Annotated in this window: 23 protein-coding genes and 4 tRNA genes; 23 read left to right on the top strand and 4 right to left on the bottom strand. The window is 61.4% G+C overall.

Going from position 1 to position 23,863, the window contains the following annotated elements; genetic code table 11:
* The first annotated feature begins 76 nt into the window (after positions 1–76).
* The 17 genes from HU773_RS18460 (at position 77) to HU773_RS18380 (ending at position 16,893) form a co-directional block, all read left to right on the top strand.
* Positions 77–841 (top strand): class I SAM-dependent methyltransferase, encoded by a 765-nt coding sequence (locus HU773_RS18460; protein WP_057960179.1) that lies wholly within the window; start codon positions 77–79, stop codon positions 839–841.
* A gap of 53 nt (positions 842–894) precedes the next feature.
* Positions 895–1,977 carry a 3-isopropylmalate dehydrogenase gene (gene leuB, locus HU773_RS18455; RefSeq protein WP_057438607.1) on the top strand — a complete coding sequence of 361 codons (1,083 nt, stop codon included), beginning with the start codon at positions 895–897 and terminating at the stop codon, positions 1,975–1,977.
* 64 nt (positions 1,978–2,041) lie between these two features.
* Positions 2,042–3,154, top strand: a complete 1,113-nt coding sequence (gene asd / locus HU773_RS18450) for an aspartate-semialdehyde dehydrogenase (protein WP_057444111.1) — start codon at positions 2,042–2,044, stop codon at positions 3,152–3,154.
* 235 nt (positions 3,155–3,389) lie between these two features.
* Positions 3,390–4,400, top strand: coding sequence for an aspartate-semialdehyde dehydrogenase (locus HU773_RS18445; protein ID WP_057960178.1), 1,011 nt, complete (start codon positions 3,390–3,392; stop codon positions 4,398–4,400).
* A gap of 162 nt (positions 4,401–4,562) precedes the next feature.
* On the top strand, positions 4,563–7,115 hold the full coding sequence (locus HU773_RS18440; RefSeq protein ID WP_186626257.1) for a FimV/HubP family polar landmark protein: 2,553 nt from the start codon (positions 4,563–4,565) through the stop codon (positions 7,113–7,115).
* Between the two features lie 238 nt (positions 7,116–7,353).
* Positions 7,354–8,178: a tRNA pseudouridine(38-40) synthase TruA gene (truA, locus tag HU773_RS18435; protein WP_057438609.1), complete on the top strand. Its 825-nt coding sequence runs from the start codon at positions 7,354–7,356 to the stop codon at positions 8,176–8,178.
* Positions 8,179–8,242: 64 nt separating this feature from the next.
* Positions 8,243–8,875, top strand: a complete 633-nt coding sequence (locus HU773_RS18430) for a phosphoribosylanthranilate isomerase (protein WP_057438610.1) — start codon at positions 8,243–8,245, stop codon at positions 8,873–8,875.
* Between the two features lie 244 nt (positions 8,876–9,119).
* A complete protein-coding gene (accD, locus tag HU773_RS18425; RefSeq protein ID WP_038442050.1) occupies positions 9,120–10,040 on the top strand; it encodes an acetyl-CoA carboxylase, carboxyltransferase subunit beta in 921 nt (306 codons plus the stop codon).
* Positions 10,037–11,344 carry a bifunctional tetrahydrofolate synthase/dihydrofolate synthase gene (gene folC / locus HU773_RS18420; protein ID WP_057438611.1) on the top strand — a complete coding sequence of 436 codons (1,308 nt, stop codon included), beginning with the start codon at positions 10,037–10,039 and terminating at the stop codon, positions 11,342–11,344. Before accD ends, folC begins: the two co-directional genes overlap by 4 nt.
* Positions 11,328–11,987 carry an SPOR domain-containing protein gene (locus HU773_RS18415; protein ID WP_057960176.1) on the top strand — a complete coding sequence of 220 codons (660 nt, stop codon included), beginning with the start codon at positions 11,328–11,330 and terminating at the stop codon, positions 11,985–11,987. Before folC ends, HU773_RS18415 begins: the two co-directional genes overlap by 17 nt.
* A gap of 249 nt (positions 11,988–12,236) precedes the next feature.
* A complete protein-coding gene (locus tag HU773_RS18410; RefSeq protein ID WP_057438613.1) occupies positions 12,237–12,794 on the top strand; it encodes a CvpA family protein in 558 nt (185 codons plus the stop codon).
* Positions 12,795–12,835: 41 nt separating this feature from the next.
* Entirely contained in the window at positions 12,836–14,341 is a 1,506-nt protein-coding gene (gene purF / locus HU773_RS18405) for an amidophosphoribosyltransferase (RefSeq protein WP_057438614.1), read from the top strand.
* 67 nt (positions 14,342–14,408) lie between these two features.
* On the top strand, positions 14,409–15,620 hold the full coding sequence (locus tag HU773_RS18400) for an O-succinylhomoserine sulfhydrylase (protein ID WP_057438615.1): 1,212 nt from the start codon (positions 14,409–14,411) through the stop codon (positions 15,618–15,620).
* An 11-nt stretch (positions 15,621–15,631) separates the two neighbouring features.
* On the top strand, positions 15,632–16,396 hold the full coding sequence (locus tag HU773_RS18395; RefSeq protein WP_115129422.1) for an SDR family oxidoreductase: 765 nt from the start codon (positions 15,632–15,634) through the stop codon (positions 16,394–16,396).
* A 107-nt stretch (positions 16,397–16,503) separates the two neighbouring features.
* Positions 16,504–16,579: transfer RNA gene (locus tag HU773_RS18390), tRNA-Val, on the top strand.
* 55 nt (positions 16,580–16,634) lie between these two features.
* A tRNA-Asp gene (locus HU773_RS18385) sits at positions 16,635–16,711 on the top strand.
* A gap of 105 nt (positions 16,712–16,816) precedes the next feature.
* Positions 16,817–16,893, top strand: a tRNA-Asp gene (locus HU773_RS18380).
* A 164-nt stretch (positions 16,894–17,057) separates the two neighbouring features.
* Here HU773_RS18380 and HU773_RS18375 read toward each other — a convergent pair.
* Positions 17,058–18,341 (bottom strand): NAD(P)/FAD-dependent oxidoreductase, encoded by a 1,284-nt coding sequence (locus HU773_RS18375; RefSeq protein WP_170044354.1) that lies wholly within the window; start codon positions 18,339–18,341, stop codon positions 17,058–17,060.
* Positions 18,342–18,524: 183 nt separating this feature from the next.
* Between HU773_RS18375 and HU773_RS18370 the strand changes: the two genes are divergently transcribed.
* The 5 genes from HU773_RS18370 (at position 18,525) to HU773_RS18350 (ending at position 22,226) form a co-directional block, all read left to right on the top strand.
* Positions 18,525–18,601 (top strand) — tRNA-Val (locus HU773_RS18370).
* Positions 18,602–19,128: 527 nt separating this feature from the next.
* Entirely contained in the window at positions 19,129–19,854 is a 726-nt protein-coding gene (locus tag HU773_RS18365; protein ID WP_186625972.1) for a DUF969 domain-containing protein, read from the top strand.
* Positions 19,851–20,801, top strand: coding sequence for a DUF979 domain-containing protein (locus tag HU773_RS18360; RefSeq protein WP_057438618.1), 951 nt, complete (start codon positions 19,851–19,853; stop codon positions 20,799–20,801). Before HU773_RS18365 ends, HU773_RS18360 begins: the two co-directional genes overlap by 4 nt.
* A gap of 7 nt (positions 20,802–20,808) precedes the next feature.
* Complete coding sequence (pcp, locus tag HU773_RS18355; protein ID WP_186625973.1) at positions 20,809–21,447, top strand: pyroglutamyl-peptidase I; 639 nt, start codon at positions 20,809–20,811, stop codon at positions 21,445–21,447.
* 98 nt (positions 21,448–21,545) lie between these two features.
* Positions 21,546–22,226, top strand: coding sequence for an HAD-IA family hydrolase (locus HU773_RS18350; RefSeq protein ID WP_186625974.1), 681 nt, complete (start codon positions 21,546–21,548; stop codon positions 22,224–22,226).
* Here the strand turns inward: HU773_RS18350 and HU773_RS18345 are convergent.
* The 3 genes from HU773_RS18345 to csrA form a co-directional block, all read right to left on the bottom strand.
* Entirely contained in the window at positions 22,213–22,428 is a 216-nt protein-coding gene (locus HU773_RS18345; RefSeq protein ID WP_162947747.1) for a hypothetical protein, read from the bottom strand. The two genes, HU773_RS18350 and HU773_RS18345, sit on opposite strands and share 14 nt — an antisense overlap.
* A 126-nt stretch (positions 22,429–22,554) precedes the next feature.
* On the bottom strand, positions 22,555–22,821 hold the full coding sequence (locus HU773_RS18340; protein ID WP_057438621.1) for a hypothetical protein: 267 nt from the start codon (positions 22,819–22,821) through the stop codon (positions 22,555–22,557).
* A 211-nt stretch (positions 22,822–23,032) separates the two neighbouring features.
* A complete protein-coding gene (csrA, locus tag HU773_RS18335; protein WP_057960171.1) occupies positions 23,033–23,227 on the bottom strand; it encodes a carbon storage regulator CsrA in 195 nt (64 codons plus the stop codon).
* A gap of 248 nt (positions 23,228–23,475) precedes the next feature.
* Between csrA and HU773_RS18330 the strand changes: the two genes are divergently transcribed.
* Positions 23,476–23,850 carry a penicillin-binding protein activator LpoB gene (locus HU773_RS18330; protein WP_081044283.1) on the top strand — a complete coding sequence of 125 codons (375 nt, stop codon included), beginning with the start codon at positions 23,476–23,478 and terminating at the stop codon, positions 23,848–23,850.
* Positions 23,851–23,863: the final 13 nt, after the last annotated feature.

Genomic DNA, 23,863 nt, shown 5'->3' with positions numbered 1-23,863 from the left:
GAAATGCGCTCAAATGCGGTAGCGGGCTTGCTCGCGAAAGGCCTGTATGAACACCACAAAAGCCAGGAACATCACCATGACCAGCACCGCCCACACCCAAGTCGTGCAAAAACAATTCGGCGAACAGGCCTCGGCCTACCTGAGCAGTGCCGTGCACGCCCAGGGCACCGAGTTCGCACTGCTGCAGGCCGAACTGGCCGGGCAGGGCGCGGCACGCCTGCTGGACCTGGGCTGTGGCGCCGGTCACGTGAGTTTCCATGTAGCACCGCTGGTCAAGGAAGTGGTGGCCTACGACCTGTCCCAGCAGATGCTCGACGTGGTCGCCGCGGCGGCCGTGGAGCGCGGCCTGGACAACATCCGCACCCTGCACGGCGCCGCCGAGCGCCTGCCATTCGCCGATGGCGAGTTCGACTTCGTGTTCAGCCGCTACTCGGCCCATCACTGGAGCGACCTCGGCCTGGCCCTGCGCGAAGTGCGCCGGGTGCTCAAGCCGGGCGGCGTGGCGGCGTTTGTCGATGTCTTGTCACCGGGCAGCCCGCTGTTGGACACTTACCTGCAAACCGTCGAAGTGCTGCGCGACACCAGCCATGTGCGCGATTATTGCGCCGGCGAGTGGATGCGCCAGCTCAACGAAGCCGGCCTGCATGTGCGCAACAGCAGTCGCCAGCGCCTGCGCCTGGAATACACCTCGTGGGTCGAACGCATGCGCACCCCGCCCGTATTGCGCGCAGCAATCCTGGCGTTGCAGCAGGCGATGGGCCAGGAAGTGCGCGATTACTATGAAATTCAAGCCGACGGCACCTTCAGCACCGACGTGCTGGTGGTGTTCGCTGAGCGCTGATTAATTTTTCCCGACCTGCCCACGGGCGGGTCGCTTGATGAAATGAGGAACTCATGAGCAAGCAGATTCTGATTCTCCCTGGCGACGGTATTGGCCCGGAAATCATGGCCGAAGCGGTCAAGGTCCTGGAATTGGCCAACAGCAAGTACAGCCTGGGCTTTGAATTGAGCCACGACGTGATCGGCGGCGCCGCCATCGACAAGCACGGCGTGCCCCTGGCCGATGAAACCCTCGACCGCGCCCGAGCTGCCGACGCCGTGCTGCTCGGCGCCGTGGGCGGGCCGAAATGGGACAAGATCGAACGCGACATCCGCCCAGAACGCGGCCTGCTGAAGATCCGTGCGCAACTGGGCCTGTTCGGTAACCTGCGCCCGGCGATCCTCTATCCGCAACTGGCCGACGCGTCGAGCCTCAAGCCGGAAGTGGTGGCGGGCCTGGATATCCTGATCGTGCGTGAGCTGACCGGTGGCATCTACTTTGGCTCGCCACGGGGCGTGCGTGAGCTGGAGAATGGCGAGCGCCAGGCCTACGACACCCTGCCGTACAGCGAGAGCGAAATCCGCCGCATCGCCCGTGTCGGTTTCGACATGGCCCGTGTGCGTGGCAAGAAGGTCTGCTCGGTGGACAAGGCCAACGTCCTGGCGTCCAGCCAACTGTGGCGCGAAATCGTCGAAGAAGTGGCCAAGGATTACCCGGACGTCGAGCTGAGCCACATGTATGTGGATAACGCCGCCATGCAACTGGTGCGTGCGCCCAAGCAGTTCGACGTGATCGTCACCGACAACCTGTTTGGCGACATCCTGTCCGACCAGGCTTCGATGCTCACCGGTTCCATCGGCATGCTGCCGTCGGCGTCCCTGGACACCAACAACAAGGGCATGTACGAGCCGTGCCACGGTTCGGCGCCGGACATCGCGGGCCAGGGCATTGCCAACCCGTTGGCGACCATTTTGTCGGTGTCGATGATGTTGCGCTACAGCTTCAACCTGAGCGCAGCGGCGGATGCCATCGAGCAGGCGGTGAGCCTGGTGCTGGACCAGGGCCTGCGTACCGGCGACATCTGGTCACAGGGTTGCACCAAGGTCGGGACGCAGGAAATGGGCGACGCAGTAGTCGCCGCGCTGCGGAATCTGTAATCTCTCTGGCCCGCTTGCAGTTGTTGCTGCAAGGCGGCCCACTTTTTAACAAGGTGTAGTTGCGATGAAACGTGTAGGTCTGATCGGTTGGCGCGGTATGGTCGGTTCCGTGCTCATGCAGCGGATGCTGGAAGAGCAGGATTTCGATCTTATTGAGCCGGTGTTTTTCACCACTTCGAATGTCGGTGGCCAAGGGCCGTCCGTGGGCAAGGATATCGCCCCGCTCAAGGACGCCTACAACATTGAAGAGCTGAAGACCCTCGACGTCATTCTGACCTGCCAGGGTGGCGACTACACCAGTGAAGTCTTCCCCAAACTGCGCGAAGCCGGCTGGCAGGGCTACTGGATCGACGCCGCGTCCAGCCTGCGTATGCAGGACGACGCGGTGATCATCCTCGACCCGGTCAACCGCAAGGTCATCGACCAGCAGCTTGACGCCGGCACCAAGAACTATGTCGGCGGCAACTGCACCGTCAGCCTGATGCTGATGGGCCTGGGTGGCCTGTTCGAAGCCGGGCTGGTGGAGTGGATGAGCGCCATGACCTATCAGGCGGCCTCCGGTGCCGGCGCGCAGAACATGCGTGAGCTGATCAAGCAGATGGGCGCGACCCACGCGGCCGTCGCCGATCAACTGGCCGACCCGGCCAGCGCGATCCTCGACATCGACCGCCGTGTGGCCGAGGCCATGCGCAGCGACGCCTACCCGACCGAGAACTTCGGCGTGCCCTTGGCCGGCAGCCTGATCCCGTGGATCGACAAGGAACTGCCGAACGGCCAGAGCCGCGAAGAGTGGAAGGCCCAGGCCGAGACCAACAAGATCCTCGGGCGCTTCAAGAACCCGATCCCGGTGGACGGTATCTGTGTGCGGATCGGCGCCATGCGCTGCCACAGCCAGGCGCTGACCATCAAGCTCAACAAAGACGTGCCGATCGCCGACATCGAAGGGCTGATCAGCCAGCACAACCCGTGGGTCAAGCTGGTGCCGAACAGCCGCGAAATCAGCATGCAGGAGCTGAGCCCGACCAAGGTCACAGGCACCCTGAATGTACCGGTGGGCCGTCTGCGCAAGCTGAACATGGGCACCCAGTACCTGGGCGCCTTCACTGTAGGTGACCAGCTGCTGTGGGGCGCGGCCGAGCCGCTGCGCCGGATGTTGCGGATCCTGCTGGAGCGTTGATCGCTTTGTGGTGTTGAAGAAACCCGCGTTCTGGTGACAGGCGCGGGTTTTTTATGCCTGATCGTTCCCACGCTCCGCGTGGGAATGCCTCCCCTGACGCTCCGCGTCACAGCCTCAGGAATGGACGCGGAGCGTCCACGGCAGCGTTCCCACGCAGAGCATGGGAACGATCATTGCCTCACTCCCCACCACCCGGTAAAGTGCCGCTCCCCCCGCAATGCCCGAGGCAGCCTCCATGACCCAGACCTTTGATATCGCCGTGATCGGCGCCACCGGTACGGTTGGCGAAACCCTGGTGCAGATCCTCGAAGAGCTGGACTTCCCGGTAGGCACCTTGCACCTGCTGGCCAGTAGCGAGTCGGCCGGCGCGTCGGTGCCGTTTCGCGGCAAAAATGTGCGGGTGCGGGAAGTCGATGAATTTGATTTCAGCAAGGTGCAACTGGCTTTCTTCGCCGCAGGCCCGGCGGTCACCTTGAGTTTCGCCCCCCGCGCCACTGCGGCGGGTTGCTCGTTGATCGACCTGTCCGGCGCCTTGCCGGCCGAACAGGCGCCCCAGGTGGTGCCGGAAGCCAATGCCCAGATGCTGGACGGTTTGAAAAAGCCATTCCAGCTCGGTAGCCCAAGCCCTTGCGCCACCCATCTGGCAGTGGTCCTCGCGCCGCTGCGGGGGCTGTTGGATATCCAGCGCGTCAGCGTCACCGCTAACCTGGCGGTGTCCGCCCAGGGCCGTGAAGCCGTCAGCGAACTGGCCCGGCAAACCGCCGAGCTGCTGAATGTACGGCCCCTGGAACCCAAATTCTTTGACCGGCAGATGGCTTTCAACCTGTTGGCCCAGGTCGGCACGCCGGATGCGCAGGGCCACACTGCCCTGGAAAAGCGCCTGGTCCACGAACTGCGCGCCCTGCTTGAACTACCGTTACTGAAAATTTCCGCGACCTGCGTTCAAGCTCCGGTGTTTTTTGGCGATAGCCTGAGCGTGTCCCTGCAACTGGCGGGCGCTGTGGACCTGGGCGCAGTGAATCGCGCGTTGGAAGCGGCGCCGGGCATCGAACTGGTGGAAGAGGGCGATTACCCTACAGCCGTTGGGGATGCGGTCGGTCAGGACGTGGTCTACGTGGGGCGGGTGCGTGCCGGCATCGACGACCCGGCGGAACTAAACTTGTGGCTGACGTCAGATAACGTACGCAAAGGCGCGGCGCTTAACGCCGTGCAACTGGCACAGTTGTTGATAAAACACCTTGTGTAAAAGATACTTGGCGGCAATTTGTAGATTGATTCTAGCCAAGCGCTATGCTTGGCCCCATGCAGGAAAAGTTGCGCGTCGGTGAACTATCGGCTCGCCATGCCGAATGGCAGCGGTACCCAACCTTCTCGCCGGCCGAGGAGTGTTCAAACAAAGGATGAGGCTATGGTTCAAGTTCGCAAACTGGTGTTAGCAATAGCGGCCGCCTCGGCGCTGTCCTCCGGTATGGCGCAAGCGCTGCAACTTGGGGAGATGACCCTCAAGTCGAAGTTGAACCAGCCTCTGTCGGTGGAGATCGAGCTGCTCGACGTGGGCGGGCTGACAGCCTCCGATATCGTGCCCAGCCTCGCGTCTTCCCAGGCCTTTGTGGATGCGGGGGTCGATCGCCAGGCGTTCCTCGATGAGCTGACCTTTACCCCGGTGCTCAACCCCAGCGGTCGCAGTGTGGTTCGTGTCACCTCGAGCAAGCCATTGCCCGATTCCTATGTACGCTTCCTGTTGCAGGTGCAATGGCCGAATGGTCGGTTGATGCGTGACTACAGCGTCTTGCTGGACCCGGCCAAGTTCGAGCAAAAAGCCCCTGAGGCCAGCGCCCCGGCACCCCGTCTTGCCCCGCCTGCTGCTGCCAGTGTGACCAAGGCGGCGGAATACACCACGACTTCTCGCGACACCCTGTGGGAAATCGCCGCAAAAAATCGCAATGGCGGCTCGATCCAGCAGACCATGCTGGCGATCCAGGCGTTGAACCCGGGAGCCTTTGTCGACGGCAACATCAACCGTATGAAGACCGGCCAGGTATTGCGCATGCCGGACCCGGTACAAAGCACCAGTCTGCCGCAGCCCGAGGCGATCGCCGAAGTGACCGCGCAGAATGCGGCCTGGCGCCAGGGGCGCCGTGGCGCTAACAATCAGGCAGCGGGGCGCCAGCAACTGGATGCGACCAAACGCACCCAGGCCGGCGCAGCGCCGTCGCAGACGGCAGCGAAGGACAATCTGAGCCTGGTCTCGGCCGAAGCCGCCAAGGCGGGCGTCAAGGGCGCGGCGGGTGATAGCAAGGCTTTGAACAACAAGCTGGCGGTGACCCAGGAAAGCCTGGATTCGACCCGCCGCGAAAATGAAGAACTGAAAAGCCGCATGACTGACCTGCAAAGTCAGTTGGACAAACTGCAGCGGCTGATTGAGCTGAAAAACAACCAACTGGCCAAGTTGCAGGCTGAAGGCGATGCCCCGGCGCAGCCGGCTGTAATCCCTGCCGAACTGGCTGCGGCGCCGACCGCGCCTGCTGCCCCTGCTCCGGCTGCCGAAGCGCCGGTGGTCGCGCCAGTGGAAACCCCGGCTGAGCCTGCGCCAGTGGCCAGCACCGAAGGCAAGTTCAATGACCTGCTGACCAACCCTATCGTCCTCGGGGTGATCGGTGGTGCCGCCGGCCTCCTGGTGTTGTTGCTCCTGCTGCTATGGGCGCGCCATCGCAATGCGCGCCTGGAAGAGGAAAAACACCTGCGCATGGCGCGGGCGCTGGCCGAAGAGCCGGAATTTTCCTCGAATATTGAGCAGGACCTGTCTCTGGACAGTTTCGAGGGCCTTGAAGTCCCGGCGGCAAGCGTCAAGCTGGCTCCAGCTCCAGCTCCAGCTCCGGTTGCCGTGGCGCCGGTGCCAGTGCCTGCCCCGGCGACCAGCATGGCGCCGCCAAGCAAACTGATCATCGAACCCGGTTCCTCCGATGCCCTGGCCCAGGCCCAGTCCCATCTGGACCGTGGTCACTTGAACCAGGCGGCGGCCGTGCTGGAAGAGGCGATCAAGCTGGAGCCCGCGCGCAGTGACCTGCGCCTCAAGCTCCTGGAAGTCTACGGCCAGCAGGGCGACAAGGACGGTTTCGTGACCCAGGAGCGCCAGTTGGTCGCCAATGGCGAGAACCACGCCCAGGTCGAGCTGTTGAAAAATCGCTACCCGGCCATGGCCGTGCTCGCGGCGGGCGTCAGTGCTGCGGTCGCCGCCGCCGCGCTTGATGCGCAGTACGTCAAGGATCTGCTCCAGGAAGAACCGGCGCCTGCTCCCGCGCCTGAAACCGATGCTTTCGACAATGATTTCGACCTGAGCCTGGATGACCTGGAAGCCGCGTCGCCGGCAGTGGTCGCGCCGGAGCCCGAGGTCGATGACCTGAGCTTTGAGTCGGTGCTGCAGCAGCAAACCGAGGCCAAGGCCAGCCCGGACGATCTGTCCGACTTTGACCTCGACTTGCAGCTGGATGCGCCAGCCTCCCAGTCCGACGATGACTTCCTCTCGGGCCTGGAAGAAGAGATGAAGGACCTGCCGCCGGTCGAGCCGCCCACCCTGACGCCAGCTGCGCTGGATGACTTTGACCTGCCGGAAGACTTCGACCTGTCCCTGGCCGACGAGCCTGCATCATCGAGCAAGCCGGACGCATTCGCCTCGGAGCTTGACGACGTCAACGCCGAGCTGGAACGTCTGTCGCAGAGCCTGGAAAGCCCGTCGATCGAACCGAGCTTCACCGCTGAAGATGCGGCAAAGGGCGACGATGAGCCGGAATTCGACTTCCTGTCGGGTACCGACGAAGTCGCCACCAAACTCGACCTGGCCCAGGCCTACATCGACATGGGCGATGAGGGCGGTGCGCGTGACATCCTGGCCGAAGTCCTCACTGAGGGTGACGACGGCCAGCGTAGCGAAGCCAAGGAAATGCTCAGCCGCCTGGTGTGATTGCCGGCAATTAACGCAGCGGCGGCCTTCGGGTCGCCGTTTTGCATTTAAATGGGGGAGTCGGGCTTGCCCGCGATAGAGGCGACTCGGTCCGTCAGTAAAAACGAGGCGCGGCTATCGCAGGCAAGCCAGCGCCCACAAAATGCCCCAGGCCCAGGCCTGGCACTTTATAATGGCCGCCTTTGCGCAACTATCAGGCTCTCAGCTCTTGGCAAATATAGATAACGCGGCCGCCGAAATGGCGGCCGCCGGCTTTTTCAGAATCGCCCTGGGCGTGGAATACAAAGGCTCGCGCTATCGCGGCTGGCAGCGCCAGGCCTCTGGCGTGCCGACCGTGCAGGAAACCCTGGAGAAGGCCCTGTCGAAGGTCGCCGACTCGCCGGTTTCATTGATGTGCGCCGGGCGCACCGACGCGGGCGTACATGCCTGCGGGCAAGTGGTGCATTTTGACACCCAGGCCGAGCGTTCGATGAAGGCGTGGGTCATGGGCGCCAATATCAATCTGCCCCACGATGTCAGTGTCAGCTGGGCCAAGGTTATGCCGGCGCACTTCCATGCGCGGTTCAAGGCGATTGCCCGGCGTTACCGCTATGTGATCTACAACGATCAGATCCGTCCGGCGCACTTGAACGAAGAAATCACCTGGAACCACCGTCCGCTGGACGCCGAGCGCATGGCTGAAGCGGCCCAGCATCTGGTGGGGATCCACGATTTCAGCGCCTTTCGCGCCGGCCAGTGCCAGGCCAAGTCGCCGATCAAGGAAGTCCACCACCTGCGGGTGACCCGTCACGGCAAGATGATTGTCCTGGATATCCGCGCCGGGGCGTTCCTGCACCATATGGTGCGCAATATCGCCGGGGTGCTGATGACCATCGGCACCGGCGAGCGCCCGGTGGAGTGGGCCAGGGAGGTGCTGGAGAGCCGGGTGCGGCGTACCGGCGGGGTTACGGCGCACCCGTTCGGCCTGTACCTGGTGGAGGTGGAGTACCGCGACGAGTTCGAGTTGCCGCAGCGTTTCATCGGGCCACACTTCCTCACTGGTTTCACTGAACTTGGCGGCTGACGCCCGGAAAAGCATTTGTTACCATCCGGGACTTTCCTGGACAGCCCCCTGAGGTTCCGACGATATGTCAGGCGTTCGCAGCAAGATTTGCGGGATTACCCGCATGGAAGACGCGCTGGCGGCAGTCGAGGCGGGGGCTGACGCCATTGGCTTTGTGTTTTATGCCAAGAGCCCGCGGGCGGTAACGGTGCAACAGGCCCGGGCGATCATTGCCGGCTTGCCGCCGTTCGTGACCACTGTGGGGCTGTTCGTCAACGCCAGCGCCTGCGAGCTCAATGAAACCCTGGATGCGGTGCCCCTGGACCTGTTGCAGTTCCATGGCGACGAAACCCCGGAGGAGTGCGCCGGCTACCATCGCCCGTATATCAAGGCGCTGCGGGTCAAGGCCGGGGACGATATCGCCGCCAGTTGTGCCGCCTACGCCGGGGCCAGCGGGATTTTGCTCGATGCCTATGTCGAGGGCATTCCTGGCGGTACCGGCGAGGCCTTCGATTGGTCGCTGATCCCCCAGGGCTTGAGCAAGCCGATCATCCTGGCGGGTGGCTTGTGCGCTGACAATGTGGCGCAGGCCATTGCCCAGGTTCGCCCGTATGCCGTCGACGTCAGTGGCGGGGTGGAGCAGGCCAAGGGCATCAAGGACTCTGGCAAGATTCACGCATTCATGCAGGCAGTGCGCAGCAGCAGTGGCGCGATGTGACGGCTGGCAGTCTGCCGCCGTCAGTAACTACCACTGTGTAAAACAGGCCGGCGTTGCCCTCGGGCGGCGCCAATGAAGTGGCAACCACGCACTGGCGGGTTGTCTGGAAGGCTGAGGGCAGGTGCAGGAAATGGCTGGTCGAACGTCTGACCCCGTCCTGCAGTTGTTATCGCCACATCAATGAATTTAGCTCAAGGGCATACGCGGGGCTGTGTTCAAGCCACCGGTACTGGAGAAAGAAAGCATGAGCAACTGGTTAGTAGACAAACTGATCCCCTCGATCATGCGTTCCGAGGTGAAGAAAAGCTCGGTCCCTGAAGGTCTGTGGCACAAGTGCCCCTCCTGCGACGCGGTGTTGTACCGCCCGGAGCTGGAAAAGACCCTGGACGTTTGCCCCAAGTGCAATCACCACATGCGTATCGGCGCCCGCGCCCGTATCGACATTTTCCTCGACGCCGATGGCCGTGCCGAGCTGGGCGCTGACCTGGAACCGGTGGACCGCCTCAAGTTCCGCGACGGCAAGAAGTACAAGGACCGCCTGACCGCTGCGCAAAAGCAGACGGGCGAGAAAGACGCGCTGATCTCCGTCAGCGGCAAGCTGCTGGGCATGCCAGTGGTGGTGTCGGCGTTTGAGTTCTCCTTCATGGGGGGCTCGATGGGCGCCATTGTCGGTGAGCGTTTTGTACGCGCCGCCAACTACGCCCTGGAAAACCGTTGCCCGATGATCTGCTTCGCCGCCTCCGGTGGTGCGCGGATGCAGGAAGCGCTGATTTCGCTGATGCAAATGGCCAAGACCTCTGCGGTACTGGCGCGTCTGCGTGAAGAAGGCATCCCGTTCATCTCGGTCCTGACCGACCCGGTCTACGGCGGCGTTTCCGCCAGCCTGGCGATGCTGGGCGACGTGATTGTCGGCGAGCCCAAGGCGCTGATCGGCTTTGCCGGCCCACGCGTGATCGAGCAGACCGTACGTGAAAAACTGCCGGAAGGCTTCCAGCGCAGCGAGTTCCTGCTGGAGCACGGCGCCATCGACATGATCATTGCCCGTTCCGAACTGCGTCCGCGCCTGGGCAACCTGCTGGCACAGATGATGGGTTTGCCGACCCCGGTGTACGTCGCGCCTAAGGTCGAGCCCATCGTTGTGCCGCCGGTGCCTGCAAACCTATGACCCAACGAACCCTGGGCGAATGGCTCGCCTACCTCGAGCAGTTGCATCCGTCAGCCATCGACATGGGGCTGGAGCGCTCGCAACAGGTAGCGGCCCGCCTTGGGTTGGGGCGGCCGGCGCCACGGGTGATCACGGTCACTGGCACCAACGGCAAGGGGTCTACCTGCGCTTTCGTCGCCGCGTTGCTGCAGGCCCAGGGCCTGAAGGTGGGCGTCTACAGCTCGCCGCACTTGCTGCGTTACAACGAGCGTGTGCAGCTCAATGGCGTCGAAGCCACTGACGAGCAGTTATGCGAAGCCTTTGCGGCGCTGGATGCCGGACGTGGCGAAACCTCCCTGACCTATTTCGAGATGGGCACCCTGGCCGCGTTCTGGCTGTTCGAGCGTGAACAACTGGATGCGGTGGTGCTGGAAGTCGGTCTGGGCGGTCGTCTGGATACTGTCAATGTGGTGGATGCCGACCTCGCATTGGTGACCAGCATTGGCGTGGATCATGCTGACTACCTGGGCGATACCCGCGAATCCGTGGCCTATGAAAAGGCCGGGATCTTCCGCCAGGGCAAGCCGGCGCTGTGCGGTGATGTGGACCCGCCCCATACCTTGCTGGATAAGGTGCGCGAGCTGGATTGCCCGTTTTTCCTGCGGGGCCGGGACTTCGGCCTGGAAGTGGCAGGCGATCGCTGGTCGTGGCACGGTGTCGATGCGCGGGGCCAGGGGGTCGAGCTGCACGACCTGCCGCTGCTGAACCTGCCCATGGAAAACGCCGCGCTCGCCCTGCAGGCCTACCTGTTGCTGGATCTGCCGTGGAATGCCGGGCAGATTGCCGATACCTTGCAGCGTACGCAGGTGGTCGGGCGCCTGGATCGTCGCTCGTTCGAGTGGCAAGGCAAGCGCTTGAACCTGTTGCTGGATGTTGGGCATAACCCCCATGCTGCGCAGTACCTGGCGCGTCGTTTATCGCTCCAGGCGCCGGCGGGTCGGCGTCTGGCGGTGTTCGGCCTGCTGGCGGACAAGGATCTGGACGGTGTGGTCGCGCCTTTGCTGGGCAGTGTGCAGTCCTGGGCAGTCGCCCCGCTGGATACGCCGCGCACCCGTACGGCGGATGATGTGCAGGCGGTGTTGCAGAACCTTGGCGCGACGGTGACGTCCCATGCAAGCGTAACCGCTGCATTGGAGGCTCAATGCGCGGTGGCAACGGCCGAGGACGAGATTCTGTTGTTCGGATCATTTTATTGTGTTGCCGAGGCGCTTGAGTGGTTGGCCCGGCGCTCCACGGAGGAAGCTGCACATGGCATTACTGGATAGCGCATACAAGCAGCGAATGGTCGGAGCCCTGGTGCTGGTGGCATTGGCGGTGATTTTCCTGCCGATGCTGTTTTCTCGCCAGGACGAGCAGCGCCAGGTTACGGTCGAAGCACCGGCGGCGCCCCAGGCGCCGGTGATGCCGCAGGTCCAGGTCGAGCCGGTAGTGGTGCCTGAGCCGCAGGCGCTGCCCGAGGAAGAACCGGTGCCGACCGATGCGGAAATTGCCGAACAGCAAGCACCTTCGGCGCCGATCCAGCCGAGTGTGCCGGTGGTAAAACCTGCTCCTGCGCCTGTGGTTGCCGCCAAGCCGGCTGCACCTGCTCCTGCGCCGAAACCGGTCGCACCGCAGCCCGCAGCCCCGGGCAAGCCTGATGTGGGGCAAAGCCGTATTGATCCGAATGGCCTGCCGATCAGTTGGTCGGTGCAACTCGCCAGCCTGTCCAATCGCGAAAGCGCCGAAGCCTTGCAGAAAACCCTGCGCAGCCAGGGTTATAACGCGTATATCCGAACTGCCAATGGCAAGAATCGGGTATTTGTCGGTCCGCTGATCGAGCGTGCCGAGGCTGACCGCCTGCGGGACTTGCTGGGTCGCCAGCAGAACCTGAAGGGCTTTGTGGTGCGCTTCCAGCCAGAGCGCGGCTGAAACATCCAAATGTGTATGCAGGCTTGTGTGGGAGCGGGCTTGCCCGCGATGACGGTGGACCAGTCGATAGTTTAGTTGACTGGCACGCCGCTATCGCGGGCAAGCCCGCTCCCACATTGGTTTTTGCCTAGCTTGAGGTGGTCATGGCTTGCCACAACCCATTGATTTGCAATGGACTGCCAAACACCGCTTACCGATAGCCCAGCGCTCTGCTAAAATGCGCCGCCTTATCCGTCTGTAGGCTGCACTGTGCCATTTACCTGGGTTGATTGGGCGATCGTAGCCATCATCGCCATCTCCGCATTGATCAGTCTAAGCCGCGGCTTCGTCAAAGAAGCATTGTCGCTGCTGACCTGGATCGTTGCAGGAGTCGTCGCCTGGATGTTCGGCGGATCCCTGGCCGTTTATCTGGCCGGTTATATCGAAACACCTTCGGCTCGCGTCATCGCGGGCTGCGCCATCATGTTCATCGCCACGCTGCTGGTGGGAGCAATGGTCAATTATCTTATCGGCGAATTGATACGTGTCACCGGCCTCTCCGGGACCGATCGATTTCTCGGCATGGCCTTCGGTGCCGCGCGTGGCGCGTTGCTGGTGGTCGTTGCGGTCGGGCTGTTGAGCCTGGGTCCGGTACAGCAGGATGCATGGTGGCAGGAGTCGAGTCTCGTGCCAAAATTTCTATTGGTTGCAGATTGGTCCAAGAACCTCATATTGGGGTGGAGCAGTCAGTGGCTGGCCAGCGGTATCAGCGTACCCGCTGATCTTCCGTTCAAGGAACATCTCTTGCCCGGCAACGCGCCGCAGTAAGTATTGTTCAGTCAAGATTCATTAAGTAGGGGTTGCGTCGCATGTGTGGCATCGTCGGTATCGTCGGTAAGTCGAACGTCAATCAGGCGCTGTATGACGCGCTAACCGTCCTCCAGCACCGCGGCCAGGACGCTGCCGGTATTGTGACCAGCCATGACGGCCGGTTATTCCTGCGCAAGGACAATGGCCTGGTACGTGATGTGTTCCATCAGCGTCACATGCAGCGCCTGGTCGGGCATATGGGCATTGGCCATGTGCGTTATCCGACTGCCGGTAGCTCGACTTCGGCCGAAGCTCAACCGTTTTACGTCAACTCGCCGTACGGCATTACCTTGGCGCACAACGGCAACCTGACCAACGTTGAGCAACTGGCCAAGGAGATTTACGAATCTGACCTGCGCCATGTCAACACCAACTCCGACTCGGAAGTGCTGCTCAACGTGTTCGCCCACGAACTGGCCCAGCGCGGCAAGTTGCAGCCGACCGAAGAAGATGTGTTCGCTGCCGTGACTGACGTGCATAACCGCTGCGTAGGCGGCTACGCGGTCGTGGCAATGATCACCGGCTACGGTATTGTCGGTTTCCGCGACCCGCACGGCATTCGTCCTATCGTGTTCGGCCAGCGTCACACCGACGAAGGCGTCGAGTACATGATCGCCTCCGAAAGCGTATCCCTGGATGTACTGGGCTTCACCCTGGTGCGCGACCTGGCGCCGGGCGAAGCGGTGTACATCACCGAAGACGGCAAGCTGCATACCCGTCAGTGCGCGATCAACCCGAAACTCACCCCATGCATCTTCGAACACGTCTACCTGGCGCGTCCGGATTCGATCATTGATGGTGTTTCGGTGTACAAGGCGCGTCTGCGCATGGGTGAGAAGCTCGCCGAGAAGATCCTGCGCGAACGCCCTGAGCATGACATCGACGTGGTGATCCCGATCCCGGACACCAGCCGCACCGCCGCGCTGGAGCTGGCTACCCGCCTGGGCGTCAAGTTCCGCGAAGGTTTCGTCAAGAACCGCTACATCGGCCGCACCTTCATCATGCCGGGCCAGGCGGCTCGCAAGAAGTCGGTACGCCAGAAGCTCAATGCCATCGAGCTGGAATTCCGCGGCAAGAACGTGATGCTGGTGGATGACTCCATTGTGCGTGGCACCACGTGCAAGCAGATCATCCAGATGGCTCGCGAAGCCGGGGCGAAGAACGTGTACTTCTGTTCTGCTGCGCCTGCCGTGCGGTACCCGAACGTGTACGGTATCGACATGCCGAGCGCCCACGAACTGATTGCGCACAATCGTTCGACCCAGGATGTAGCCGACCTGATCGGTGCCGATTGGCTGATTTACCAGGACCTTCCTGACCTGATCGAAGCGGTTGGCGGCGGCAAGATCAAGATCGAGCAGTTCGATTGCGCGGTCTTCGATGGCAAGTACGTGACAGGTGATGTCGACGAGGCGTACCTGAACAAGATTGAGCAGGCGCGTAACGACTCATCGAAGATCAAGACCCAGGCGGTCAGCGCGATCATCGATCTGTACAACAACTGAGTAACTACCGGCCCTGAGGGGCCGGTTTTGTATGTTAAATAAAGAATTTGAGTGAAGGAGTGGCAGCATGAGTCAGGAATGGGATGCCGGTCGGTTGGACAGCGACCTCGATGGTGTGGCTTTCGATACCCTGGCTGTGCGCGCCGGCCAGCACCGCACGCCGGAAGGTGAACACGGTGACCCGATGTTCTTCACCTCCAGCTACGTGTTCCGCACCGCGGCGGACGCGGCGGCGCGCTTTGCTGGCGAAGTGCCGGGTAACGTTTACTCCCGCTATACCAACCCGACGGTGCGCGCCTTCGAAGAGCGCATCGCGGCGCTGGAAGGGGCAGAGCAGGCGGTCGCCACAGCTACCGGCATGGCGGCGATCCTCGCCGTGGTGATGAGCCTGTGCAGCGCCGGTGATCACGTATTGGTGTCGCGCAGTGTGTTTGGTTCGACCATCAGCTTGTTCGAAAAGTACTTCAAGCGCTTTGGCATTGAAGTCGACTACGTGCCGCTGGCGGACCTTTCTGGCTGGAATGCGGCCATCAAGGCCAATACCAAATTGCTGTTTGTCGAGTCGCCGTCCAACCCGCTGGCAGAGCTGGTGGACATCGCCGCTCTCGCCGAAGTGGCCCACGCCAAGGGCGCGATGCTGGTAGTGGATAACTGCTTCTGCACGCCGGCCCTGCAGCAGCCACTGAAGCTCGGCGCAGATATCGTGGTGCATTCGGCCACCAAGTTCATCGACGGCCAGGGTCGTTGCATGGGCGGCGTGGTGGCCGGCCGCGGCGAGCAGATGAAGGAAGTGGTGGGCTTCTTGCGCACCGCTGGCCCGACCCTGAGCCCGTTCAATGCGTGGATTTTCCTCAAGGGCCTGGAAACCCTCAGCCTGCGGATGAAGGCCCATTGCGCCAATGCCCAGGCCCTGGCCGAGTGGCTGGAGCAGCAGGACGGCATCGAGAAAGTCCACTACGCCGGCTTGAAGAGCCACCCGCAACACGAGCTGGCTCAGCGTCAGCAGCGTGGCTTCGGGGCCGTGGTCAGTTTCGAGGTCAAGGGCGGCAAAGAGGGCGCGTGGCGCTTTATCGACGCGACACGCCTGATCTCCATCACCGCCAACCTGGGTGATAGCAAAACCACCATTACCCATCCAAGCACCACTTCCCATGGTCGCCTGGCACCGCAGGAGCGTGAAGCCGCGGGTATCCGCGACAGCCTGATCCGTGTTGCCGTTGGCCTGGAAGATGTGACTGACTTGCAGGCCGACCTGGCTCGCGGGCTGGCTGCCTTGTGATCGAGTGGTCCCTGGAGGCGGCTGGCGTCAGTAATGGCCGGGTCGCGTTGGTGACGGGTGCGGCACGCGGTATCGGCCTGGGGATCGCGGCCTGGCTGGTCAGCGAAGGCTGGCAGGTGGTGTTGGCTGACCTGGACCGCGAGCGGGGCGCCAAGGTGTCCAGGGTGCTGGGTGACAACGCCTGGTTTATCACCATGGACGTGGCCGATGAGCAGCAGGTGGCCCTTGGGGTGGCCGAAGTGCTGGGTCAGTTCGGGCGCCTGGATGCCCTGGTGTGTAATGCCGCTGTGGCCGATCCGCGCAATATCACATTGGATAGCCTGGACCTGGCTTACTGGAATCGGGTGCTGGCGGTGAACCTCAGTGGGCCGATGCTGCTGGCCAAGCACTGTGCGCCCTATCTGCGTGCCCATGGTGGTTCGATCGTAAACCTCGCCTCGACCCGGGCGCGGCAGTCGGAAGCGGATACCGAGGCTTACGCGGCGAGCAAGGGCGGCCTGTTGGCCCTGACTCACGCGCTGGCTATCAGCCTGGGGCCGGAGGTGCGGGTCAACGCTGTCAGCCCGGGCTGGATCGACGCCCGTGATCCCGCGGCGCGCCGTGCAGAGCCGTTGAGTGACGCCGATCATGCGCAGCATCCTGCGGGCCGGGTAGGCACGGTTGAGGACGTGGCAGCCATGGTGGCGTGGCTGCTGTCGCGCAGCGCCGGGTTCGTCACTGGGCAAGAGTTCGTGGTGGACGGTGGGATGAGCAAGAAGATGATTTACAGCGAGTAGGGCGGGTCCTGCACTTGACGTTATTTTGTCTTTTTCAGAAAAACTTCAAGCAGGCTCTTGACTTAGGTCCGCCATCTGCGTAAATTTCGCGGCCTCAACGAAGCAAAGGGTGATTAGCTCAGCTGGGAGAGCATCTGCCTTACAAGCAGAGGGTCGGCGGTTCGATCCCGTCATCACCCACCACTTCTTGAGAGTTTTGCCTTCGGGCAAGACGCAACGTTAAAGGTTGCACCGACGCGCAGCGGTAGTTCAGTCGGTTAGAATACCGGCCTGTCACGCCGGGGGTCGCGGGTTCGAGTCCCGTCCGCTGCGCCATATTTTCCAGGTCCGATGTTTCGGATTTGAGATTGAACAGCCAAGGCTGCTCAGTCAGATGTTTGAAGGCGGTTGAAGGTGACACTTCAGCAGTCTGAGCGATACGCAGCGGTAGTTCAGTCGGTTAGAATACCGGCCTGTCACGCCGGGGGTCGCGGGTTCGAGTCCCGTCCGCTGCGCCATATCTGTTCCAGGGTCCACTGAACACCCTGAGAGCGCCAAGAAAAGCGTTATGCTTGATTGGATCGATAGCAAAGACCCTGGTCGAAAGACCGGGGTTTTTTGTGTCTGCGATTTGATGATTCGACCTGTAGGAGCCAGCAAGCCGGCTCCTACAGGGTGTTGATCAGAAACCTAGCTTGTCCCGCAGCCCGTAGTACCACGCGCCCAGTGCCGCAAATGGCGTGCGCAACAGTTGGCCGCCTGGGAACGGATAGTGCGGCAGGTCGGCAAACGCATCAAAACGCTCTGCCTGGCCTCTGAGGGCTTCAGCCAGTACCTTGCCTGCCAGGTGGGTGTACGTCACGCCATGGCCGCTACAGCCTTGGGAGTAGTAGATGTTGTCGCCGATGCGACCGACCTGGGGCAGGCGCGAAAGGGTCAGTAGGAAGTTGCCGGTCCAGGCGTAGTCGATTTTTACATCCTTCAATTGCGGAAAAGCCTTGAGCATCTTCGGCCGGATGATCGCTTCGATGTTCGCTGGATCCCGCGCGCCATACACCACGCCACCGCCGAAGATCAGGCGCTTGTCGCTGGTCAGTCGGTAGTAGTCGAGCAGGTAGTTGCAATCTTCGACGCAGAAATCCTGGGGGAGCAGGCTGTTGGCCAGTTCATCGCCCAGTGGCGCCGTGGTAATCACTTGGGTGCCGCAAGGCATCGACTTGGCCGCCAACTCGGGCACCAGGTTGCCCAGGTAGGCGTTGCCGGCGACGATGATGAATTTAGCCTTCACCTTGCCTTGCGCCGTGTGGACGACAGGGTTGGCGCCACGTTCGATACGCACGGCGGCGGACTGTTCGTAGATGGTGCCGCCCAGGGACTCCACTGCCGCCGCTTCACCCAATGCCAGGTTGAGCGGATGGATATGCCCGCCACTCATGTCCAGCAGGCCGCCCACGTAGTTCTCGCAGGCCACCACCTCGCGGATGCGCCGCTCGTCGAGCAGCTCCAGCTGGGTATGGCCATAGCGTTCCCACAAGCGCTTCTGCGACTCCAGATGACCCATGTGCTTGCTATTGAGCGCGGCGAATACACCGCCGTCCTTCAAGTCGCACTGGATCTGGTACTTGGCAACCCGCTCACGGATGATCCTGCCGCCCTCGAACGCCATTTGCCCCAGCAGTTGCGCCTGCTGGGGGCCGACGCTGCGTTCGATCACGTCGATATCGCGGCTATAACTGTTGACGATCTGGCCACCATTGCGCCCGGACGCACCGAAACCCACCTTGGCGGCTTCCAGTACCGTTACGCGAAAGCCGTTCTCCAGCAGAAACAGCGCGCTCGACAACCCGGTATAGCCAGCACCGATCACGCACACATCGGTTTCAACCTCACCTTGCAGCACTGGCCGCGGAGGAGCCGCATTGGCGGACGCGGCGTAATACGACTGGGGATAGGGGGTGTTCGCCATACTGGAACCTCTGTTTTATATTTTTTACGAGTGCGCCGATCCTACCTGAGTTGAAAATGCCCTGCCAGCCACTCGAAAAAGCAGCGCTGCTGATAAAAAATAAAAAATTCGCATATTCATAGGCTTAGCTGCAAAAAAGGTGTTGACACCCCTCGGGAATTCCGTAGAATGCCGCCTCACAGCAGGCACGTAGCTCAGTTGGTTAGAGCACCACCTTGACATGGTGGGGGTCGTTGGTTCGAGTCCAATCGCGCCTACCAAACAAAATCCGCTCTGCTGGGCGGTCTAGAAGGGCTCACCGAAAGGTGGGCCCTTTTTTGTTGCGATTTGCAAAGGCCTCACTCAAAACGCCAGTTCCGTACCCGTCTCCAGGTACTCTGATTTTCTTTTCGTCGCGCCTTGAGTGTCTTCCTTCGGGAGCCTCTATTGCTCGTACTGTATTTTCGGCGACTTCGAGCCCCCGGCCACCCCTAAACACAGCGCCCAATTCAAGGCCGCAGCCAACTCCAAGGCTTGGCAGCCCTGATCTAGCAGGTTTACCCAAAAGGCCACGTCAGGATTTGAGCCCGCAAATCCTGACGTGACCCTGGTTGGCTTACATCCCCTCACAAACTTTATTGATTTGCAGCAACAATTTTTCTTGTTGGACACTCTCTGCCCCAAGCAGCAAAGATGCCCGCCAGTGACCCTCGACCTACTCGGTCAATAATAAAAATCCGCGTCGGGCTGCCCGTTATCGCTTATCAGCGATGCAGGCGTCGTAGCACGCAATCAAGGACTCAACGCCATGCAAACTGTTGTGAACCTTTGGCCGCTGATTGGCGTGCTCGTCATCGTGGTCGGCTTTGTGTTGCGCTTCAATCCATTACTGGTGGTGACGGCGGCGGCGATTGCCACCGGGTTTGCCGCGCATTTCCCCCTGGAAAAAATCCTCGCCACCATGGGCGATGGCTTCCTGCAGACTCGCGCCTTGCAATTGATCCTGCTGCTGCCCCTGGCCGTTATCGGCCTGCTGGAGCGCCATGGCTTGCGTCTGCACGCACAGAACTGGATTGCACGTTTCGAGCGGGCCACCGTCGGGCGTCTGTTGATCATTTATCTGTTTGTTCGCGAGTCCACGGCGGCGATGGGCCTGACCAGTCTTGGCGGGCACCCGCAAATGGTGCGCCCGTTGCTGGCGCCGATGGCGGAAGGGGCTGCCGAGAAGCGCTTCGGCAAGCTGCCGGACAAGGTGCGGCACAAGGTCCTGGCGATGTGTGCCGCCACGGACAACGTGGGGCTGTTTTTTGGTGAAGATATCTTCGTGGCCTTTGGTGCGATTGCCCTGATGCACACCTTCCTGCTGGGCTCTGGTATTGATGTCGAGCCGCTGCACATCGCGGTCTGGGGCATCCCCACGGCGATTTGTGCGTTCATTGTGCACGCCATCCGTTTACACCGGTTTGACCGAAGGCTGACGCGTGAGCTGACGGCCACTGCGCCCGTTAACGCTCAGCCGGAGGCCGCGCAATGATCATTTCCATTCAATACTTGTACTGGCTTGCCGGCGTTTTGTTGCTGATTACTGCAGGCATGATCCTGGCTGACCGCACCCACCCCAAGCGTTGGTCAACAGCGTTTTTCTGGTTACTGTTCGCCATTCCGTTCCTGGTGGGTGAGCACCTGCCGTCGGTGGTGGTGGGTGTTGGCGTGGTGCTGATGGCGCTGATCGCCGGGCTCGGCGGGGTAGGGCGTGGTACCCATGTCGAGTTGCATGACAAGGAGTCCCGCGCCAGTGCTGGTCGGCTGGGTCATAAACTGTTTATTCCGGCCCTGGCCATTCCGTTGACCACGGTGATCGGCTCGGTGCTGCTCAAGCACACCGAGATTGGCGGCGTGCCGCTGCTGGACCCGAAAAACACCACGTTCGTGTCCCTTGGTCTCGGCTGCCTGATTGCCCTGGGCTTGGCCTGCTGGCTGACTCGCGATACCCCGGTGCAGGCCCTGCGTGAATCGCGACGCCTGACCGAAGCCCTGGGCTGGGCCATGGTGCTGCCGCAGATGCTGGCAATGCTTGGTTTGTTGTTCAACGAAGCCGGCGTTGGCACGGCCGTGGCTCACGTCACCACCACCTACATCAACCTGGATTACAAGCTGGTCGCGGTGATGGTCTATGTGTTGGGCATGGCGCTGTTTACGGTGATCATGGGTAACGGTTTTGCCGCCTTCCCGGTGATGACCGGTGGTGTGGGCGTGCCGGTGTTGGTGGGGATCTATGGCGGCAACCCGGCGGTGATGGCGGCCATCGGCATGTTCTCCGGCTACTGCGGTACGCTGATGACCCCGATGGCGGCAAACTTCAATATTGTGCCTGCAGCGCTCCTGGAATTACCGGACAAAAACGCGGTGATCAAGGCGCAGATACCCACGGCATTGATGATGTTGCTGGTCAATATCGTCCTGCTTTATCTGTTGATGTGAGGTCGAGATGGAAACTGTGTTGCTGTTGGGGTTCGAGCCATTCGATCGAGACCTGATCAACCCGTCCTGGGAGGCGGTGCGCCTGCTGGATGGGGTGCAATTGCAAGAAGGCGTGACCATCGTCGCCCGTCAATTGCCCTGTGCCTTCGCCACTGCCGGCAGCTGTTTGAACCAGTTGCTGGCCGAGCATCAGCCACAACTGGTGATTGCCACGGGGCTGGGGCCTGGGCGCAGTGATATTTCCATCGAGCGGGTTGCGATCAATCTGATTGATGCACGGATCCCGGACAACCTCGGTGCCCAGCCCGTGGATACGACAGTGACCCCCGAGGGGCCTGCTGCCTACTTCAGCACCTTGCCGGTCAAGGCCATGGTCAGGGCGGTGCGCGAGGCCGGAATCGCAGCCTCGGTTTCGCAAACGGCGGGCACCTTTGTATGTAATCAGGTGTTCTACCGCTTGCAGCATGCCTTGGTTGGATCGGGTGTGCGCAGTGGGTTTATCCATGTTCCGTATCTGCCAGGGCAGGCGGCTGAGCCTCAGCCTTCGATGGCGTTGGCGACAACGGTTGAAGGGCTGAGGATTGCGGTCCTGGCGGCTTGGAATACGCCGCGTGATATTGCCGAGAGCGGCGGCCAGGTGTGCTGATGCGCTGATGCGTCATCGTTCGTTTACAAGCTCGGGGCCGATCCGTAGATTGCATCAGGGCCCGACAACGGGCGACGAGTGCAAGAGGAAACCCTGCAGTGTCCGCCAAAGAATCGGCCGTATTTGATCGTCAGTACCGTGCATTCCTGTTTGATATGGACGGCACTCTCCTTAACTCCATCGCCGCCGCAGAGCGGGTCTGGGCCGCCTGGGCGCAGCGCCATGGCCTGGACGTCGAGGCGTTCTTGACCACCATCCATGGCGTGCGCGCCATCGACACCATCACTCGTCAGGCTTTGCCAGGGGTAGATGCGCAGGCCGAGGCGCGGGGTATTACCGAGGCAGAAATCGAGGACGTGGCGGGCGTGGTGGCGATCCCCGGAGCCGTGACGTTTCTACAGAGCTTGCCCACGCATTGCTGGGCGGTGGTCACGTCCGCGCCCAAGGCGCTGGCGCTGCGCCGTATGCAGGCGGCAGGGCTGGTGCCGCCGGCCGTCATGGTAACGGCTGAGGATGTAACCAATGGCAAGCCGGATCCGGCCGGTTACCTGCTGGGGGCCAAGCGTTTGGGGGTGCCAATAGGCGAGTGCCTGGTGTTTGAGGACGCGTCGGTGGGGATCCGTGCCGGGGAGGCGGCGGGCGCGGACGTCGTAGTGGTGACATCGACGCATTGGGAGCCGATGGCAACGGAACATCCGACGATTGCCAGTTATGACGGCGTGCGGGTGCAGTGTGATGTGGCCGGCCTGTTGCGTCTGCGGCCTTCTACACCGGCTTGAATGCCGCGCCGCGCCGGGTCAGCAGGATGTTCTCGGCGCCAATCCATTGGTAGCCCAGTGGATCCCTAATGTGTCCATGGATGACAGTACCCGTGATCAGTTTCAACAGGTAAAGCTCGCGCAGGCCGGCGAGGATTTCCTCGGGCTTGCCCAGCAGTTCGCTGGAAGATTTCGGCTTATCTATTGAAAGTTGTTCGATCAAGGACTGTAGGTTTTTAGCGTTATGTTCTATGTCCATATCGATAACGTTTTTTATGAAGTGTAAGGGTATGGGTGCTACCGGGGCGGATAGTTCCTCATATTTCAAGTAGAGGATCCAATCGGTGCGTCAGGAGGGGGATTTCTGACGAGCGTGACGAAACGCACGGCGGTTGAGTTTTCGCTGGATCGCAGACTGAATGGGCTTGAGGCAGAAGCAGAACAGATAACCACCGAGAAATAGCGCCAGGTCGGGCCATGTATCGGCATCCTGCGCGGTGGTGCTGCCTTCCATGTACAGCCTGAGGCCGTATCCGATTGTCACAAAACCCAGGGCAATCAGTAGGGCGATCATCCAGGATTTGCAGGTGTAGGGCTCTTTGCGGGATCGCCTCATCAACGCGCTCCGAAGGCACTGTAAGGTTTTGTTACGTTCCTGGAGGGGTTTGTCTGCGATACGGTCAGCAAGTTCCGTGGCTGAACCTGCATGCTGACAACCGGTGGCAGGGCCTGGCGCGAGCTGCGCTGATCACGGGATACCGTAGACAGGCCAAGGGGGCTTTCGCCAGCCGTTACAGGGGACGAGCGGGCTGGCTACTGGGGAGGCTTCAAGGTATTTCGCGTTTGTCCGGTGCAGTCAGGCCTGCCTGGATGCGCTGGTAAATCTCTTCGCGATGCACGGCAACATCCTTGGGAGCATTGATGCCGATTCTTACTTGCTGGCCGCTAACGCCCAGAATGGTGATCGTAATGTCATCACCGATATTTATGCTTTCACCGACTTTGCGGGTGAGTATCAGCATGGACTTCTCCTTGATTGCTTTGAAGGACGCATGTTTCTAACAGGGCGGATGTCGGTTATGTGTAGCTTACTGTGAAGCGCTTCCCTGTGGCTGCCTCTTTTAGGACGCATGGAGGCGGCATTAATTCCCATGGCGCCATCATACAGGTCTGGGAAACATCCTTCGCAATGTTTAAGCCAACGTTTATGACGGCCAGAATAGACAGTGAATGATAAAGTTGCCTCTTTGAACCTTAAAGGGGCAGGGCAGTGCGTAAAGTAGCGATGGCAATTGTGGTATTGGCGTTGGCCGGATGCGGTGAGGGGCCCAATCTCGACACCCCCCGAGACAAGGCTGAAGCCGCCAAGGCCCAGGCTCCTGCGGTTGCCGCTGTGCAGTGGGATATCCTGGTGCGCTCGCCCGACAATAAATTACAGGCGCTGACCGACCTGACCGCCTGGTTGCTGGAAAACGGCTTCACATTCTATCTGGCCAAGGAAGACGGCAAGGATCTGGTGCTGCTGGGGCCGTTCGCCAGCAAGGCCGAGGCTGAGGCTCGCCAGGTTCAGTTGCAGGAAAGACTGGTGAAAAAGAAGAAGACCGACGCCGAGTCGCTGGTGATCGAGCACAAGGCCCGCCCGTAATACGGTGGTTGGC

The sequence above is a fragment of the Pseudomonas shahriarae genome (assembly GCF_014268455.2).
GTDB classification, from domain to species: domain Bacteria; phylum Pseudomonadota; class Gammaproteobacteria; order Pseudomonadales; family Pseudomonadaceae; genus Aquipseudomonas; species Aquipseudomonas shahriarae.
Note: the sequence above shows the minus strand (reverse complement) of the source record. Positions and strands in the feature narration are given on the sequence as shown.

Coding starts and splice junctions, on each gene's coding strand:
- truA (WP_057438609.1), top strand. CDS start 7,354: ATGGCGGCCGCCGGCTTTTTCAGAATCGCCCTGGGCGTGGAATACAAA.
- accD (WP_038442050.1), top strand. CDS start 9,120: ATGAGCAACTGGTTAGTAGACAAACTGATCCCCTCGATCATGCGTTCC.
- HU773_RS18400 (WP_057438615.1), top strand. CDS start 14,409: ATGAGTCAGGAATGGGATGCCGGTCGGTTGGACAGCGACCTCGATGGT.
- leuB (WP_057438607.1), top strand. CDS start 895: ATGAGCAAGCAGATTCTGATTCTCCCTGGCGACGGTATTGGCCCGGAA.
- purF (WP_057438614.1), top strand. CDS start 12,836: ATGTGTGGCATCGTCGGTATCGTCGGTAAGTCGAACGTCAATCAGGCG.
- asd (WP_057444111.1), top strand. CDS start 2,042: ATGAAACGTGTAGGTCTGATCGGTTGGCGCGGTATGGTCGGTTCCGTG.
- HU773_RS18415 (WP_057960176.1), top strand. CDS start 11,328: ATGGCATTACTGGATAGCGCATACAAGCAGCGAATGGTCGGAGCCCTG.
- HU773_RS18430 (WP_057438610.1), top strand. CDS start 8,243: ATGTCAGGCGTTCGCAGCAAGATTTGCGGGATTACCCGCATGGAAGAC.
- pcp (WP_186625973.1), top strand. CDS start 20,809: ATGGAAACTGTGTTGCTGTTGGGGTTCGAGCCATTCGATCGAGACCTG.
- HU773_RS18340 (WP_057438621.1), bottom strand. CDS start 22,821: ATGAGGCGATCCCGCAAAGAGCCCTACACCTGCAAATCCTGGATGATC.
- csrA (WP_057960171.1), bottom strand. CDS start 23,227: ATGCTGATACTCACCCGCAAAGTCGGTGAAAGCATAAATATCGGTGAT.
- HU773_RS18360 (WP_057438618.1), top strand. CDS start 19,851: ATGATCATTTCCATTCAATACTTGTACTGGCTTGCCGGCGTTTTGTTG.
- HU773_RS18445 (WP_057960178.1), top strand. CDS start 3,390: ATGACCCAGACCTTTGATATCGCCGTGATCGGCGCCACCGGTACGGTT.
- HU773_RS18460 (WP_057960179.1), top strand. CDS start 77: ATGACCAGCACCGCCCACACCCAAGTCGTGCAAAAACAATTCGGCGAA.
- HU773_RS18375 (WP_170044354.1), bottom strand. CDS start 18,341: ATGGCGAACACCCCCTATCCCCAGTCGTATTACGCCGCGTCCGCCAAT.
- folC (WP_057438611.1), top strand. CDS start 10,037: ATGACCCAACGAACCCTGGGCGAATGGCTCGCCTACCTCGAGCAGTTG.
- HU773_RS18365 (WP_186625972.1), top strand. CDS start 19,129: ATGCAAACTGTTGTGAACCTTTGGCCGCTGATTGGCGTGCTCGTCATC.
- HU773_RS18440 (WP_186626257.1), top strand. CDS start 4,563: ATGGTTCAAGTTCGCAAACTGGTGTTAGCAATAGCGGCCGCCTCGGCG.